The 15,205-nt window shown below is 69.6% G+C and carries 16 protein-coding genes; 13 read left to right on the top strand and 3 right to left on the bottom strand.

Annotation, left to right across the window (positions count from 1 at the left end):
* Positions 1-43 precede the first annotated feature (43 nt).
* The 3 genes from thiD to thiE are packed head-to-tail and all read right to left on the bottom strand — an operon-like array spanning position 44 to position 2,409.
* A complete protein-coding gene (gene thiD / locus IEV64_RS01170; protein WP_089777390.1) occupies positions 44-883 on the bottom strand; it encodes a bifunctional hydroxymethylpyrimidine kinase/phosphomethylpyrimidine kinase in 840 nt (279 codons plus the stop codon).
* Positions 884-1,780: a hydroxyethylthiazole kinase gene (thiM, locus tag IEV64_RS01165; protein ID WP_188422929.1), complete on the bottom strand. Its 897-nt coding sequence runs from the start codon at positions 1,778-1,780 to the stop codon at positions 884-886.
* On the bottom strand, positions 1,777-2,409 hold the full coding sequence (gene thiE, locus IEV64_RS01160; RefSeq protein ID WP_188422928.1) for a thiamine phosphate synthase: 633 nt from the start codon (positions 2,407-2,409) through the stop codon (positions 1,777-1,779). Before thiE ends, thiM begins: the two co-directional genes overlap by 4 nt.
* Before the next feature lie 148 nt (positions 2,410-2,557).
* Here thiE and IEV64_RS01155 point away from each other — a divergent pair, with 148 nt between their 5' ends.
* From IEV64_RS01155 to IEV64_RS01095, 13 genes are all read left to right on the top strand, one after another.
* Positions 2,558-3,133: a flavodoxin domain-containing protein gene (locus IEV64_RS01155; protein ID WP_188422927.1), complete on the top strand. Its 576-nt coding sequence runs from the start codon at positions 2,558-2,560 to the stop codon at positions 3,131-3,133.
* A gap of 26 nt (positions 3,134-3,159) precedes the next feature.
* Positions 3,160-3,972, top strand: coding sequence for a hypothetical protein (locus IEV64_RS01150; protein WP_089777392.1), 813 nt, complete (start codon positions 3,160-3,162; stop codon positions 3,970-3,972).
* A gap of 145 nt (positions 3,973-4,117) precedes the next feature.
* Positions 4,118-7,312 (top strand): FAD-binding and (Fe-S)-binding domain-containing protein, encoded by a 3,195-nt coding sequence (locus IEV64_RS01145; protein WP_188422926.1) that lies wholly within the window; start codon positions 4,118-4,120, stop codon positions 7,310-7,312.
* A gap of 144 nt (positions 7,313-7,456) precedes the next feature.
* Complete coding sequence (locus IEV64_RS01140) at positions 7,457-8,593, top strand: pyridoxal-phosphate-dependent aminotransferase family protein (protein WP_007275232.1); 1,137 nt, start codon at positions 7,457-7,459, stop codon at positions 8,591-8,593.
* Between the two features lie 124 nt (positions 8,594-8,717).
* Positions 8,718-8,990 (top strand): hypothetical protein, encoded by a 273-nt coding sequence (locus IEV64_RS01135; protein WP_188422925.1) that lies wholly within the window; start codon positions 8,718-8,720, stop codon positions 8,988-8,990.
* A gap of 70 nt (positions 8,991-9,060) precedes the next feature.
* Positions 9,061-9,654 (top strand): hypothetical protein, encoded by a 594-nt coding sequence (locus IEV64_RS01130; RefSeq protein WP_188422924.1) that lies wholly within the window; start codon positions 9,061-9,063, stop codon positions 9,652-9,654.
* A 229-nt stretch (positions 9,655-9,883) separates the two neighbouring features.
* Positions 9,884-11,116 carry an Nramp family divalent metal transporter gene (locus tag IEV64_RS01125; protein ID WP_007275229.1) on the top strand — a complete coding sequence of 411 codons (1,233 nt, stop codon included), beginning with the start codon at positions 9,884-9,886 and terminating at the stop codon, positions 11,114-11,116.
* 124 nt (positions 11,117-11,240) lie between these two features.
* Positions 11,241-12,521, top strand: coding sequence for a histidinol dehydrogenase (hisD, locus tag IEV64_RS01120; RefSeq protein WP_188423252.1), 1,281 nt, complete (start codon positions 11,241-11,243; stop codon positions 12,519-12,521).
* Positions 12,522-12,652: 131 nt separating this feature from the next.
* Entirely contained in the window at positions 12,653-13,018 is a 366-nt protein-coding gene (locus IEV64_RS01115) for a HesB/IscA family protein (RefSeq protein WP_004062279.1), read from the top strand.
* Between the two features lie 39 nt (positions 13,019-13,057).
* Complete coding sequence (locus IEV64_RS01110) at positions 13,058-13,306, top strand: DUF5816 domain-containing protein (protein ID WP_004042840.1); 249 nt, start codon at positions 13,058-13,060, stop codon at positions 13,304-13,306.
* Between the two features lie 88 nt (positions 13,307-13,394).
* Positions 13,395-13,739, top strand: coding sequence for a DUF7116 family protein (locus IEV64_RS01105; RefSeq protein WP_049920558.1), 345 nt, complete (start codon positions 13,395-13,397; stop codon positions 13,737-13,739).
* A 56-nt stretch (positions 13,740-13,795) separates the two neighbouring features.
* Complete coding sequence (locus tag IEV64_RS01100) at positions 13,796-14,512, top strand: hypothetical protein (protein ID WP_007275225.1); 717 nt, start codon at positions 13,796-13,798, stop codon at positions 14,510-14,512.
* Positions 14,509-15,168, top strand: coding sequence for a DUF2238 domain-containing protein (locus IEV64_RS01095; protein ID WP_188422923.1), 660 nt, complete (start codon positions 14,509-14,511; stop codon positions 15,166-15,168). The genes IEV64_RS01100 and IEV64_RS01095 overlap by 4 nt, the downstream gene beginning before the upstream one ends.
* Positions 15,169-15,205: the final 37 nt, after the last annotated feature.

Raw genomic sequence — 15,205 nt, 5'->3', positions numbered from 1 at the left:
TGGCGGCCGTCGGAGAGCCGCGTCGCCGGTCGCCGGTCGTCGCTTACGACTCGTCGGGCGTCCAGCCGTCGCCGACGCCGACGAGGTGGTTCACGCTCCCCGCGCCCTCGCCCACGTCGGCGGGTTCGGCGAGGGTCGCGCGCGTGAATTCGATGCCGTGCCGGACCGCGTCGGCGAGGTCGTCGCCGCGGGCGAGGCGAGCGGCGACGGCGCTCGAAAGCGTACAGCCCGAGCCGTGAGTCGCCGTCGCGTCGATGCGGGGGTTGACGAACGTCGTCGTCTCGGTCGGCGTGACGAGCGTGTCGACCACGGTGTCGCCGTCGGGCGCGACGTGGCCGCCCTTCAGGAGCACGGCGTCAGCGCCGCGGTCGAAGAACCAGTCGGCGGCCTCGGAGACGGCCGTCGGTGAGTCGGGGAACACGCCCGTCAGCGCCTCGGCCTCGTCGGCGTTCGGCGTGGCGAGCGTCGCCCGCGCGAACAGCGCGTCGTAGGCGTCGACGGCGTCCTCGGCCAGCAGTCTGTCGCCGGAGGTGGCGACCATCACGGGGTCGAGGACGACCGGAGCGTCGCAGTCGGCGAGGCAGTCGGCGACCGTCTCGACGGCCTCGGCCGTCGCCAGCATCCCGAGTTTCACGGCCGCGATGTCGAAGTCGTCAGCGACGGCCTCGAACTGGGCGCGAATCGACTCGGTGGGGAGGACGTGCGACCCCTCGACGCCGCGGGTGTTCTGGGCCGTCGCGGCCACGATGACCGACCCGCCGTAGACGCCGAGTCGGGTCATCGCCTTCAGGTCGGCCTGGATGCCCGCGCCGCCGCCGGAGTCGCTGGAGGCGATGGTGAGGGCGTACGGCGGCGTCCGCGGGTCGGGCGGGGTCCCCGGCATCTATCGCACCTCGATGCGGTCGATTCGGTCGGCGATGTCCGGTGTCGAGGCGTCCGCGAGCCCCGCGACCGCGTCGAGGAAGGCGATTTTGTAGCTCGCCGGGCCGCGGTAGTCGCCGAACGCGCCCTCGGCGGCGAGTTCGCCCGCGAGCCCGTACGCCGCGGTTCCGGCGAGCGCCGCGTCGAGCGGGTCGTCCACGGCGGCCGCGAACACCGCGAGGGTCACGCCGAGCATACAGCCGGTGCCGACGACCGCGCCCATCATCGAGTGGCCGGCGTCGACCTCGAAGGCGGTCTCCTCGGTGGCGACGATGTCGGTCTCGCCGGAGGCGACGACGACCGCGCCGGTCTTCCGGGCGCACTCGACGGCCGCCGCGGCGATTTCGGCGTACTCGCCGACCGACTCGACCCCGCGGACCTCGGCGTCGTCGCCGACGAGCGCGGATATCTCCCCGTAGTTGCCGTTGAGCACGTCCACGTCGAGGTCGGTGACGAGGCGGTCCGCGACCCGGTCTCTCGTCGGGGTCGCGCCGACGCCGACGGGGTCGACGACGAGGGGCACGCCGCGCTCGTTGGCGGCCCGCCCGGCGGTCAGCATCGTCTCCTCGCCGGACTCGCTCACGGTCCCCATGTTGAGCAGACAGCCGTCGGCGATACCGACCATGTCGCCGACCTCGCGCTCGTCGTCGGACATGACCGGCAGGCCGCCCCAGTAGAGCGTGACGTTCGCCACGTCGTTGACCGTCACGTCGTTCGTGACCGAGTTGATGAGCGGTTGCTCGCCCGCGACCGCGGCGAGCGCCTCGTCCAGCGCCACGTCGGGCACGCCGCCCGTACCGGGCGCGTCGTCCGAACCGCCCGGTCCACCCGCGCCGTCAGCGTCGTCGTGTCCGCTCATCGGCTGTCCCTCCCGGCGGCGACCGAATCGGCGAGGTGGCGGGTCGCGTCGGCGGGGTCGTCCGCGGCGGTGATGGCCGAGACGACCGCGACGCCGTCGGCCCCGGCGGCGACCACGTCGGCGGCGTTGTCGGGCGTGACGCCGCCGATGCCGACGAACGGAATGGAGACGGCGTCCGCGATGGCAGACACGCGCTCGGTCCCGATTTCGGACTGCTCGGGGTCGGTGTCTTTCGTGTCGGTGGCGAACACCGCGCCGACGCCGAGGTAGTCCGCGCCGGCCTCCGCGGCGGCTCTCGCGCCCGCGACGGTCGAGACCGACCGGCCGACGATGGCGTCGTCGCCGAGTTGCTCGCGCGCGACCGAGACGGGCACGTCGTCGTCGCCGAGGTGGACGCCGTCGGCGTCGATGGCGGCCGCGATGTCGACCCGGTCGTTGACGACGAGCGGGACGCCCGCGTCGGCCGTCACGGCGCGGACCTCGCGGCCGACCGCGTAGCGGTCGCGGGCGCTCGCGTGCTTCTCCCGGAGTTGAACGACGTCGACGCCGCCGTCGACGGCGGCCCGCACCACGTCGGGCGTCGACCGCCCGGCGGAGCGGTCCGACTGCGTGACCAGATAGGTTCCCATCGAGATATTCATGAGTTGTATTCAAGAGTGATGCGGCGACGGGCAAAACAGTTCCTCCTCCGAGCGTCGTCCGGCCGGATTCCCGACGACTGAGAGGTGCCGACTGCCGTTATGGTGTGAGCGAGCTAACAGGAACGCGGTGAACTGTATGGGAACGATACTCGTCGCGTACGGGAGCAAAGAGGGACAGACGGAGAAGATAGCCGGGCGCATCGCGATGGCGCTGGCGGCCCACGGGTACGACGTGCGGACCGAGTCGGTCACCGACGACGCCGCCGGCGAGGCGGTCGCCGACGCCGACGCGGTGCTCGTCGGGTCGTCGATTCACATGGGCGCGCACTCGAAGCAGGTGTACGCGTTCGTCCGCGAGTACCGCGAGGACATCGAGGCGCGGCCCAACGGCTTCTTCCAGGTGTCGCTGTCGTCGGCGCTCGACGACGAGGACGCCCGCGCCGAGGTCGCGACGTACATCGACGAGTTCGTCGAGGAAAGCGGCTGGCACCCCGAGCGGATGGCCGCGTTCGGGGGCGCGCTTCGGTACTCCGAGTACGGCTTTCTCACCCGGATGGTGATGAAGCGCATCGCCGAGGGCGCGACCGGCGACACGGACGCCTCGCGGGACTACGAGTACACCGACTGGGACGAAGTCGAGACGTTCGCCGCCGACTTCGCGGACTTCGTGGACTCGACCGCGGGCACCGCCGCGGGAGGGGCGGCGGTCTGAGCGGGCGGGCCGGCCCGGTGATTTCCGTGAATTTCCGCACACTCGGTATCGTCGTCGTCGCCGCGCTCGTCGTGGTCGCGGTCGCGGCCGGCGGGCTCTGGGCGTTCGGCCGGCTCTCGTTTCTCGACTCCTACGGGAGCCAGTACGACTACAGCGTCCGCATCTCGGCGGACGAACCGGTTTCGAACGTGACGGTCCTCGTCCCGCTTCCCGTCAGCGACGGCTCCTCGGCCGTCGGCGACGCCGTCGAGTCCCGCGAGTACCTGCTTCCGGCGGGCTGGGGGTACGCCGTGGCCGAGACGGAGTACGGTCCGATGCTCCGCCTCCGGGCCGACGAGATTCCCGCCGACCCGACGTACTACCGGAGCGTCGTCGAGAACGACCGGCTCGTCCGCTGGGAGCGGATTCCGGCGAGCGAGTACAGTCGGAACGACTCCGACACGCTCCGCGTCGAACACGACGCGATAGACCTGTCCGCCGACGTGCGGGTGAACCAGTCCATCGACACGCTCGCGCCCGAGGGGACCGAACCGCTGTTCGAACCCCGCGAGAACGCCCGGCTCGTCCCCTGCGACTGGCCGAGCGAGGGCGACGACACCCGGTGTTACGACTACGAGTCGATGCTGTTCGTGCAGTACGACGGCCCCGCGACGACGAACGTCTCGGTGAGCGTCGAACTCCGCGGCGCGAACTCGTGGTGGGTCGGCGGCTGGAACTACAACGAGTACGTCGACCACGTCGCCGCCTACGACCTCCCGGCGGACCGACAGGGCTGGGTCGTCGCCGACGGCGAACTCCGAACCGGCGTCGGGAACTACCCCCGGAACCCGCCGCAGTAGCCGAGGTCTCAGCCGGGTGAAAACCCGTACAACCCCCGCTCAGACCCCGTGCGACGAAGCCGGCCCGCCGCGAACGACTACCGCTTCGGGCAAACGTGGCGAGTCACACACAGGTTTTTGCTATCCTGAACGATTATATGTGATAATGTCTGGCGACGGCCCTCCGCGGGCGACGCGAATCACGGCGGAAACGAACGGCGAGAGACGGGGAGATTTCCAGCGATTTCAGGAGTCGCGCGACTACGACGTGGTCGACGTAGCCGAACACGCCGACCTCGCCGCCGACCTCCGGGACGTCGTCTCCGGCGAGGTGCGGTTCGACGAGTACGCGCAGGTGCTGTACGCGACCGACGGCTCGATTTACCGGGCGCGCCCGGCGGGCGTGGTCGTCCCCCGCGACGAGGACGACGTGCGCGCCGCGGTGCGGACGGCCGCCGAACACGACGTGCCCGTGCTCCCGCGCGGGGCGGGGTCGTCGCTGGCGGGACAGACCGTCGGTCCCGGCTGTGTCGTCATCGACTGCTCGAAGTACATGGACGACATCGTCTGCGTTGACCCCGACGCGCGGCGGGCGCGGGTCCAACCCGGCGTGGTGCAGGACGACCTCGACGACCGCCTCGCGGAGCACGGCCTGAAGTTCGCGCCGGACCCCGCCTCGTCGAACCGCGCGACGGTCGGCGGCGGCATCGGCAACAACTCCACGGGCGCGCACTCGGTCCGCTACGGCATCACCGACGCCTACACCGAGGAGTTGCGGGTCGTGCTCGCGGACGGGTCGGTCGTCCACACCCGCGACGTGGTCGTCGGGGGCGACGAGTGGAACCACATCGTCGAAAAAGACGACCGCGAGGCCGCCCTCTACCGGACCGTCCTCGGCCTCGTCGAGGACCACGAGGAGGAAATCGAGCGGCGGTATCCGAGCCTCAAGCGGTCGGTGTCGGGCTACAACCTCCACAAGGTCGTCTCCGAGACCGACGACGGCGAGACGGTCGTCAACCTCTCGAAGCTGTTCGTCGGCGCGGAGGGCACCCTCGGCGTCGTCGTCGAGGCCACGGTGTCTCTCGTGACGGTTCCCGAGGAGACGGCGCTCGTCCTCTACGCCTACGACGACCTCGTCGAGGCGATGGCGGCGGTCCCCGACGCGCTGGACTTCGACGCCAGCGCGGTCGAACTCATGGACGACGAGGTGTTGCGGATGGCCGCCGAGTCCAGCGAGTACGCCCAGTACGTCGAGGAGATTCCCGACGGGACGGCGGCGGCGCTGATGCTGGAGTTCGACTCCAAACTGCACGACGACTTCGAGGCGGTGATTCGCGAAGCGAACGACCACTTCCTGCGAGACGGCGACGCCGAGTCGGCGGCGGGTGACGAACCGGTGGGGGGTGACGAGCCAGCGGCGGGTGACGCCACCGACGGCGGCGGCGCGTTCGAAGCCATCGAGGCGTACACGCCCGAGGCGCAGGCGGACCTCTGGAAGCTCCGCAAGGCGGCGATACCGCTTCTCATGTCGTTGCCGGGCGACCCGAAGCCCTACCCGTTCATCGAGGACGCGAGCGTCCCGCCCGAGGAGTTGGCGGAGTACGTCCAGTCGTTCGAGGACGTGCTGGAGGACCACGGCACGTCGGCCGCGTACTTCGCCCACGCCGGCGCGGGGACGCTCCACATCCGCCCCATTTTGAACCTGAAAGACGGCGCGGGCATCGAGACGATGCGCGCCATCACCGACGACGTGACCGACCTCGTGTTGGACCACCGGGGAGCCTTCTCGGGCGAGCACGGCGACGGCATGGCCCGCACCGAGTGGAACCCCAAGATGTACGGTCCCGAACTCTGGGGCGCGTTCAAGGAACTGAAGACGGCGTTCGACCCCGACTGGCGCATGAACCCCGGCAACGTCGTCTACCGCGACGGCCCCGACGACCTCGGCCCGGACGGCGACCGCGGCGTCGGCGCGGACATGCGCGAGAACCTCCGGTACGGCGCGGCCTACCAGTCCATCGAGCCCGCGACGACGCTCGACTTCGACGGGGAGGGCGGCTTCTCGCACCTCGTCGAACTCTGCAACGGCTGTGGGACCTGCCGGCAGACCGGCTCGGAGACGATGTGTCCGACCTACCGCGCCTCGAAGGACGAGGCCGAGACGACCCGCGGGCGGGCCAACATGCTCCGCGCGGCCATCAGCGGCGACCTCCCGGAGGACGAGATTCACTCCGACCGCTTCCAAGAGGAGGTCCTCGGCCTCTGCGTCGGCTGTAAGGGCTGTCAGAACGACTGCCCGACCGGCGTCGACTTGGCGAAGCTCAAAGCCGAGGTGAAACACGCCCACCACGCCGAGGAAGGCGCGTCGCTCCGCGAGCGCCTGTTCGCCAACATCGACCGGCTGGCCGGCGTCGGGAGCGCACTCGCGCCCGTCTCGAACTGGGCGGCCGAGCTACCGGGCGCGCGGGCCGCGATGGAGCGGCTCGCGGGCGTCGCCCCCGACCGGTCGCTCCCCTCTTTCACCCGCGACACGCTCGAATCGTGGATGGACGGGCGACGGCCCCGCGTGCCGGCGAGCGATGCCGACCACCGCGTCCTCCTGTTTCCCGACACCTACACGAACTACGTCACGCCCGAAATCGGGAAGGCGGCGGTTCGCGTGCTGGAGGCCGCCGGCGTCCACGTCCGACTCGCGGAGGGCGTCGAGCCGAGCGGTCGCGCCGCCTACTCCGGCGGCTTCCTCGACCTCGCGCGGCGGCGCGCGGGTCACAACGTCGAGACGCTCCGCCCGTCGGTCGAAACCGACTGGTCCGTCGTCTTCGTCGAGCCCTCGGACGCGGTGATGTTCCAAGACGAGTACGCCGACCTCCTGCCGGACGACGCGGTCGCCCCGGTCGCCGCGGCCGCCTACGGCGTCATGGAGTTCCTCGACACCCACCGACTGGACGAGGCCCTCCCGATTCGCGGGCGCTCGGCCGACGGCGACGACGCGGCCGGACCTGTCGCCTCGGCGGTCGCCGACGGCGGCGCGTTCGGCTCGCTCACCTACCACGGCCACTGCAACCAGAAGGCGCTGAACAAGGACCACCACGCGGTGGGCGTTCTCCGGCGGGTCGGCTACGAGGTCGACCCGCTCGATTCGAGCTGTTGCGGCATGGCCGGGAGTTTCGGCTACGAAGCCGAACACTACGACCTCTCGAAGGCTATGGGAGACATCCTGTTCGAACAGGTCGACGACAGTCCGGGCGACGAGGTGGTCGCCCCCGGCGCGTCGTGTCGGACGCAACTCGAAGACAGGGACGAGGCGGCGCGGCGACCGCCGCACCCGATAGAGAAGGTCGCGCAGGCGCTGTCGGGGTGAGCGTGCTGGGGGGCCGGTCGATATCTGGCCCGTTTCACGACGTTCCGCAATCACATCGTTTTTGCCGGTTTGCGTGGCACGTCAAGTCAGACCATGTCCGATGCACCCGATGTCGGCGAACTCACTCCGCCGAATCGCACGCTGATGGGCCCCGGCCCGAGCGACGTCCACCCGCGCGTGCTCCGCGCGATGTCCACGCCGCTCGTCGGCCACCTCGACCCGTCGTTTATCGACATCATGAACGAGGTGCAGGAGCTCATGCGCTACACGTTCCGCACCGACAACAAGTGGACGATTCCGGTCTCGGGGACCGGCTCGGCGTCGATGGAGGCGGCCATCGGCAACCTCGTCGAACCGGGTGACACGATGCTCGTCCCGACGAACGGCTACTTCGGCGGGCGCATGGAGTCGATGGCCGAGCGCGCCGGCGGCGAGGTCGTCCACGTGGACGCGCCGTGGGGCGAGCCGCTCGACCCCGCGGACGTACAGGACGCCTTCGACGAGTACCAGCCGGACGTGTTCGGGTTCGTCCACGCCGAGACCTCGACGGGCGTGAAACAGCCGAGCGTCCCCGAGCTGACGAGCATCGCCCACGACCACGACGCGCTCGTCGTCGCCGACACCGTCACCTCGCTCGGCGGGGTCGAACTCGAAGTCGACGACTGGGGCATCGACGCGGCCTACTCCGGCCCGCAGAAGTGCCTGTCGTGCCCGCCGGGCGCGAGCCCGCTGACGCTCAACGACCGCGCGATGGACAAGGTGCTCTCGCGGGAGGAACCCACCCGCTCGTGGTACCTCGACCTGTCGCTGTTGGAGGGCTACTGGGGCGACGACCGCTCGTACCACCACACCGCGCCCATCACCAACGTCTACGCCATCCGCGAGGCGCTCCGACTGGTCGCCGAAGAGGGCATCGAGGCGCGGTGGGCGCGCCACCGCCGGGTCGCGGGCGCGCTGAAAGCCGGCGTCGAGGCGATGGGCCTCGGTCTCAACCCCGAAGACGGCTACTGGCTCCCCAGCCTCAACGCGGTGCTCGTCCCCGACGGCGTCGACGCGGGCGAGGCAATCGACTACGTGCTCGAACAGTACGACCTCGAAATCGCCGGCGGCCTCGGCGCGCTCGCGGGCGACATCTTCCGTATCGGCTGTATGGGCCACTCGGCGCGGCCGGAGAACGTCTCGTTCCTCCTGACGGCCCTCGGCGAGGCGCTGGAGGCGCAGGGCGCGGACGTGGACCCCGAAGCCGGGTTCGCCGCCATGCGCGAAGCGCTGAACCAGTAACGGCACCGAACCGACGGCAATTCGCCGTAAACCGCGTCGAAACTCGGCGAAACCGACGCAAAACGCCCGCCACGGTGTCCGCTTTTCATCACCCTCGCCCCCCGAAGAGCGACTGCGATTCACGATGAACCGACGCAAACTCACCCTCGTCGGCGTCCTGCTCGCCGTCCTCGTCGCGACCGCGGGCGTCGCCGCCGCCGCACCGTCCGAGAACGCACGCGAATCGTCCCCCGCGTCAGAGGCCGGCCAGCAGGGGCCGCCGGGCGAGCTCCCGGACCCGGTTCCGGAGTTCGTCTCGGACGTCCACCGCATCGTTAGTGACTTCCTGAGCGGGGCGCTCGACGGCTCCCTTGGGGACTCGCTAAGCGACCGCGCCGACGGCTTTTCGGGTGCGTAACTAAGTGTGACCCGAAGATAGCCGACAACTGCGTTAAACGACACCCATCCAATCCGAATTTCCACTTCATATGAGACGCACACTCCTCGTCGCCGCGACAGTTCTGGTCCTCCTCACGGCCGGTATCTCGGCCACGTTCCTGACCGGAGTCGGACCGTTCGCCGACACAACCTCCGCCGACGACTCCGACGGAGCGTTCCCCACGCAGACGACCGCGCCGCCCGACGACGGCGGCGACAGCGGCGGGAGCGACAGCGGAAGTAACGACGGCGGAAGTAGTGACAGCGGCGACGCGACCGCGACCGCGACCGAATCGGTGCCGCCGTTCGGCGTCGTCGTCGACGACATCGAGGAGTGCGGCCAGACCTGCCGCGACGTGACGAGCACGATTACGAACCAGCAGGACACAGACAGTTCCGGCGTCACCGTCTACAGTCGCATCTTCGTCGGCAACGGCACCGACCCGGACGACGAGGTCTGGCGCGGGTCGCAGGCGGTCGGCGACCTCGCGGCCGGCGAGTCGTACACGACGACAAAGCGCGTCGAACTGTCGTACTCGGAGGCGTTCGCGGTCCGGCAGGCGGACGGCTGGATTACGGTCCAGACGACCATCGAGACCGACGACCGGACGTTGACGTACACGGAACAGCGCCACGTGGCATAGTCGCGTTAACCCCGTCGTGAGAGGCGAGCGCCGGCGTTCCCCGTTGTCCGGTCGCGGACGACGCTTTCCGGTCACCGCCGGGTCGCCCGTCGCACCCTCCGACTGAGGGCGTGGCATTGGTTCGCGTGTGAAACAGTCGACAGCAGTTTTACTGAGTACGCGAAACTATAATTTAGACATGGACAACTCAGACGTTTGCATGTGTGAACAATCGGGGTGGCGGTAAGAGATGCGCACCTCGCTCCGCGAACTGCTCTCGTATCTCGGTCCCGGCTTCATCATCAGCGTCGCCTACATGGACCCCGGCAACTGGGCGACCAACATCTCGGGCGGCGCGAAGTTCGGCCCCGCCCTGCTGTGGGTCATCGTCCTCGCCAGCGTCATGGCGATGGGGATTCAGGTGCTCGCGGCCAAGCTCGGTATCGCCACAGGGAAGGGCGTGGCACAGCTCTGCCGCGAGCGGTTCTCCGGCCCCGTCGTCGTGGTCCTGTGGGCCGCCGCGGAGCTGGCGATGGTCGCCACCGACATGGCCGAAATCATCGGGGCCGCAATCGGCTTCAGCCTCGTCTTCTCACTGCCGCTGTGGGCCGGGGCCGTCCTCGCGGCGGTGAGCTCGTTCGCCCTGCTCGGCGTTCGGACCGCCCACAAACGGGGGTTCCGCTGGGTCGAACTCACCATCATGGCGCTCGTCGGCGTCATCGCGCTCTCGTTCGTCTTCGAGATGGCGCTGGCGAGGCCGACCGCGTCGACCGTCGCGTCCGGCCTCGTCCCGACCGTGCCGAACGCCTCGGCGCTGTACGTCGCCATCGGCATCCTCGGCGCGACCGTGATGCCGCACAGCGTCTACCTCCACCCGTATATCGTCCAGGACCGCCGCGACCGACTCATCGAGTCCGACGGCGACACCGAGGCCGTCCACCGCCGCCACTTCCGGCTGGAGCGTCTCGACACCGTCGTCGCGCTCTTCGGCGCGATGTTCGTGAACGCCGCGATGCTCATCGTCGCCGCCGCCGCGCTTCAGGGGACGGGCATCGAGACGCTCGAAGAGGCGTACGTCACCCTCACCGGCGTCTTCGGGGCGAACGCGAGCCTCGCGTTCGGCGTCGCGCTCATCGCCGCCGGGCTCTCGTCGTCGCTCGTGGCGACGATGGCCGGCCAGACCGTCATGGACGGCTTTCTGGACCTCAACGTCAACGTCTGGCTCCGCCGGTCGGTCACGCTCGTGCCGAGTCTCCTCATCGTCGCCGCGGGCTTCGACCCCACGTCGGTGCTCGTCGCCTCGCAGGTCGCGCTGAGCTTCGAGCTCCCGTTCGTCCTGATTCCGCTCCTCTGGTTCACCCACGAGGCGTCGCTGATGGGGAACTTCCGTAACCGGGCGACCACGACCGGCGTCCTCGGTATCGTTATCGCCGTTATCGTGGTCCTGAACGGCTGGCTCCTGTACTCGACGCTCCTCGGGTGACGGGGCGAAAACGACGGACGTCGGGGCGGCTCCGCGACTGTCCGGAGAACCGAACAGCCGCCGGCCGCCGCCCCACCGCTTCCGCAACGACTTTTCGCGCCGGCCGCAAAGCCGGGGTATGAACATCGAGGTTCGCGAGCTGGCCGACCTCGGCACCGACGCCCGCCGCGCATTCTTCGAGCGGGACGCCGGCGTCGGGGAGGTCCGGTCCGACGTGCGCGACATCGTCGAGCGGGTCCGCCGCGAGGGCGACGTGGCGGTCCGGGAGTTCTCAAACGAGTTCGACGGCGTCCAGGTCGGCAACATCGACGTGACCGACGCCGCCGAGCGCGCCTACGACGAGATCGACGACGACGTGCGCGAGGCCATCGAGGACGCCGCGGCGAACGTCCGCGAGTTCCACGAAAAGCAAGTCCCCGAGGACTGGCGCGAGGAGTTCGGTGACGCGGGCACCCGCGAACTGGGTCGTCGCTACCGGCCGCTGGACCGGGTCGGCGTCTACGCCCCCGGCGGCACCGCCGCCTACCCGTCTAGCGTCCTCATGGGGGTCATCCCCGCGAAGGTCGCGGGCGTTGAACACGTCGCGGTCGCCACCCCGCCCGCGGAGCCGATGAACCCCGTCACGCTCGCCGCGATGCACGTCGCTGGCGCGGACGCGGTCTACTCGGTCGGCGGCGCGCAGGGCATCGCCGCGCTCGCCTACGGCACGGAGACGGTGAAGGCCGTCCAGAAGGTCGTCGGGCCGGGCAACAAGTGGGTCACGGCGGCGAAAGCCGAGGTCCGCGGCGACGTGGACATCGACTTCCTCGCCGGCCCCTCCGAGGTGCTCGTCGTCGCCGACGAGACCGCCGAGGCGCGGTTCGTCGCCGCCGACCTCGTCGCGCAGGCCGAACACGACCCGAACGCCTCGGTCGTCGCCGTCACCGACGACGCCGACCTCGCCGCGGACGTCGTGGCGGAGGTCGAGCGACAGGCGGGCGAGCGCGAGCGCACGGAGACCATCGAAGCCGCGCTCGAAGGCGACGCGTCTGGCGTCCTCCTCGCGCGGTCGATGTCCGAGGCGGTGCTGTTCGCCGAGGAGTACGCCGCCGAGCACCTGACGATTCAGGCCGACGACGACGAGGCGCTGTTGGACCGCATCGACTCCGCGGGGAGCGTCTTCCTCGGCCCGTACACGCCCGTCGCGGCCGGCGACTACGCCTCCGGGACGAACCACGTCCTCCCGACGGGCGGCGGCGCGAAGCGACAGGGCGGGCTCTCCGTGGACCACTTCGTCCGCTCGACGACGGTCCAGCGCCTCGACCGCGAGGGGCTGTCGGAGCTCTCGGAGACGATTACGACGCTCGCCGAGGCCGAAGGGCTCGACGCCCACGCCCAGAGCGTCCGCGAGCGGTTCGACGAGTAGGCGGGTCGGGAGAAAACGACCGGTTCGAGTCGTTTCCCCCCGTTTTTCGTCCGGTAGTCGCACCCTACCGGAGCGGCGCGCGAAGTTCCGCCTGCGCCACAGTTATCCGTTCCCACAGTATAGTGGGGCGTATGAGCACGGAATCCGCGAGTGGCGGCGGCGATGTGGCGGTGACGGTCACGCCCGCGGCCGCGGACGAGGCCGTCTCCCTCCTCGAAGGAGAGTCGATGGACACCGACGTGGCCGGACTCCGGCTGTTCGTCCAGCAGGGCGGTTGCGCCGGGCTGTCCTACGGGATGCGCTTCGACAACGAACCGGAAGACGACGACACGGTCGTCGAACAGCACGGCCTCCGCGTGTTCGTCGACCCCGCGAGCATGAACTACATCGGCGGCTCCACCCTCGACTTCGAGGGAGGCCTGCAGGGCGCGGGCTTCCACGTCAACAACCCGAACGCCGAGAGCAGTTGCGGGTGCGGCGAGTCGTTCCGGACGTAGGGACCAATTTCTTAAGCCGCCCCCGCGCGAAGCGGTGGCATGGCCGAACTTCAGACCCAGACCGTATCGAGCGGTAAGACCGTCTTCGTCGCCACCGACGAGCCAGAGCGAGGCTCGAAGGGGCCGTTCTACGTCGTCTATTCGACCGAGGACGCCGAGAACCGATGGGGCTACCTCTGCGGGAACTGCGACTCGTTCGACACCGCGATGGACACGATGGCCCGCATCGAGTGCAACAACTGCGGGAACGTCCGCAAGCCCGAGGAGTGGGACGCCGCTCACGAGTAGCCGGGCGACTCGGCGCGACCGTTCGTCAATTATTGGTATGGTATACCGTGACAATCTTTATCAGGAGTGCGGGTGTACGTAGACGTGCATGGCCCAGGCTTCGATGCCTCCTGTTCAGGAGGCTCGGTCGATATTCGGCCGGCTCGGCTACTCCGTCTCTGGGGACGGACCCGATATGCTGGCCGAACGCAAGTGGCGTACGGTCCACGTGACCGCACTGAGTTCGCGCGAAGCGACCGAATGCCGTCCGGTGCTCGCTGACGGCGGAACCGAGACACCGTATCGGTTCCGCTGTTTCGTGACGTGGGACGACCACATCGGCTCGCTTCGAGAGCGGCTTCGCGGTATCGACCTTCCATACGAGTGGGCAATCATCGGCGTGTCGAACGGTGGTGGGAACGACTACGAGGTCGTTCACGGCACGAACACGTAATCGAAACGGGGCGTCTTCGCCCAAACGTTTTCTCAACCCGTCGCTAACGGACGAGCATGTCGCAGGCCGCAGAGACGGAGCTGGCGCGATTCGTCCGGAGCAGACGGCTCAACGCGGCGCTCGCGTGGCTGTTCGTCGGCTTCCTCGTCGCCGTCGCCGTCGGGAGCGTCGTCACCGGCGGCGACCTCGTCTGGGGCGGGTTCGCGGCCGTCGTCGCCGCGGTCACCGTCGTCCCGGCCGTCGCCTTCCGCGAACCGCGAGCGATGCTCCCGTGGGAGGTCGTCGCGCTCGCCTCGCTCCCGCTCGTCGCCCGCGTCCTCGTTCGGGGCCAGACCATCGGCGGCGTGACCTTCACCGGCCGCGTCTCGACGTATCTCGCGGTGGCCGCCATCGCGCTCATCGTCGCCGTCGAACTCGACGTGTTCACGCCGGTCCGGATGAACCACTCCTTCGCCGTCTTCTTCGTCGTCATCGCCACGATGGCCGCCGCGGGCGTCTGGGCGGTCGTCCAGTGGCTCTCGGACCTCTACCTCGGGACGCGCCTGCTGTTGAACGGCCGCCCCGACGAGGTCATCGAGACCGGGCTGATGTGGGACTTCGTCGCCGCCACCGTCGCCGGCCTCGCGGCCGGGTTGCTGTTCGAGTACTACTTCCGCCGCCGGGCCGGCTCGCGCGAGCGGCTCCCGGAGGAGGTTGCGGAGATAGCCGAGGAGTCGGAGGCGGCGGAGGCGGACGGGGACGCCCGCGCGTCGGAAGGTGGTGAGTCGCCGTGAGGATTCGCTCGTACTTCCGCATCGACGAGCGACGGCAGTCCCAGCTCTCGCGGGCGATGCAGGTGGTCCTCGTCGGCCTCGTGTTCATCGGCCTCGACCGCGGGAACTTCGGTATCGTCGTCAACGCGCTGGTCGGCCTCGGCGTGACCTACCTCCCGGCGATGCTCGAACGCGACTACCGCATCCCGATGGACGCCGGGCTGACGCTCTGGATATCCTCGGCGGCGTTCCTCCACGCGCTCGGCACGGTCGGCCTCCCGGGGTCGGAGACGAGCTTCTACTCGGGCGTCTGGTGGTGGGACCATCTCACCCACGCGCTGTCGTCGTCGGTCGTCGCGGCCGCCGGCTACGCGACCGTCCGCGCGGTCGACGAGCACACGGCGGACATCTACCTGCCGCCGCGGTTCATGTTCGTCTTCATCCTGCTTTTCGTCCTCGCGTTCGGCGTCTTCTGGGAGGTCATCGAGTTCGCCATCTCCGGGGCGGCCTCGCTCGCCGGCACCGGGTCGGTGCTGACGCAGTACGGCCTCGACGACACGCTCCTCGACCTCGTGTTCGACGCCGTCGGCGGCGTCATCGTCGCCGTCTGGGGCACCGCACACCTCTCCGACGTGGTCGGCGCGTTGGAGCGCCGGCTCGAAAGAGAACCTCGCTGACACGACGGGAGCGAACGACACTCCGACCCAATCAGCC

This window comes from Haloferax sulfurifontis, assembly GCF_014635105.1.
Classification (GTDB): domain Archaea; phylum Halobacteriota; class Halobacteria; order Halobacteriales; family Haloferacaceae; genus Haloferax; species Haloferax denitrificans.
The sequence above is the reverse complement of the archived record's forward strand: the minus strand, read 5'-3'. Positions and strand labels throughout refer to the sequence as shown.

Bases quoted from the DNA above. Each gene is read 5' to 3' on its own strand.
- thiD (WP_089777390.1), bottom strand. From the start codon at position 883: ATGCCGGGGACCCCGCCCGACCCGCGGACGCCGCCGTACGCCCTCACC.
- thiM (WP_188422929.1), bottom strand. From the start codon at position 1,780: ATGAGCGGACACGACGACGCTGACGGCGCGGGTGGACCGGGCGGTTCG.
- thiE (WP_188422928.1), bottom strand. From the start codon at position 2,409: ATGGGAACCTATCTGGTCACGCAGTCGGACCGCTCCGCCGGGCGGTCG.
- IEV64_RS01155 (WP_188422927.1), top strand. From the start codon at position 2,558: ATGGGAACGATACTCGTCGCGTACGGGAGCAAAGAGGGACAGACGGAG.
- IEV64_RS01145 (WP_188422926.1), top strand. From the start codon at position 4,118: ATGTCTGGCGACGGCCCTCCGCGGGCGACGCGAATCACGGCGGAAACG.
- IEV64_RS01140 (WP_007275232.1), top strand. From the start codon at position 7,457: ATGGGCCCCGGCCCGAGCGACGTCCACCCGCGCGTGCTCCGCGCGATG.
- IEV64_RS01135 (WP_188422925.1), top strand. From the start codon at position 8,718: ATGAACCGACGCAAACTCACCCTCGTCGGCGTCCTGCTCGCCGTCCTC.
- IEV64_RS01130 (WP_188422924.1), top strand. From the start codon at position 9,061: ATGAGACGCACACTCCTCGTCGCCGCGACAGTTCTGGTCCTCCTCACG.
- IEV64_RS01125 (WP_007275229.1), top strand. From the start codon at position 9,884: ATGCGCACCTCGCTCCGCGAACTGCTCTCGTATCTCGGTCCCGGCTTC.
- IEV64_RS01115 (WP_004062279.1), top strand. From the start codon at position 12,653: ATGAGCACGGAATCCGCGAGTGGCGGCGGCGATGTGGCGGTGACGGTC.
- IEV64_RS01110 (WP_004042840.1), top strand. From the start codon at position 13,058: ATGGCCGAACTTCAGACCCAGACCGTATCGAGCGGTAAGACCGTCTTC.
- IEV64_RS01105 (WP_049920558.1), top strand. From the start codon at position 13,395: ATGGCCCAGGCTTCGATGCCTCCTGTTCAGGAGGCTCGGTCGATATTC.
- IEV64_RS01100 (WP_007275225.1), top strand. From the start codon at position 13,796: ATGTCGCAGGCCGCAGAGACGGAGCTGGCGCGATTCGTCCGGAGCAGA.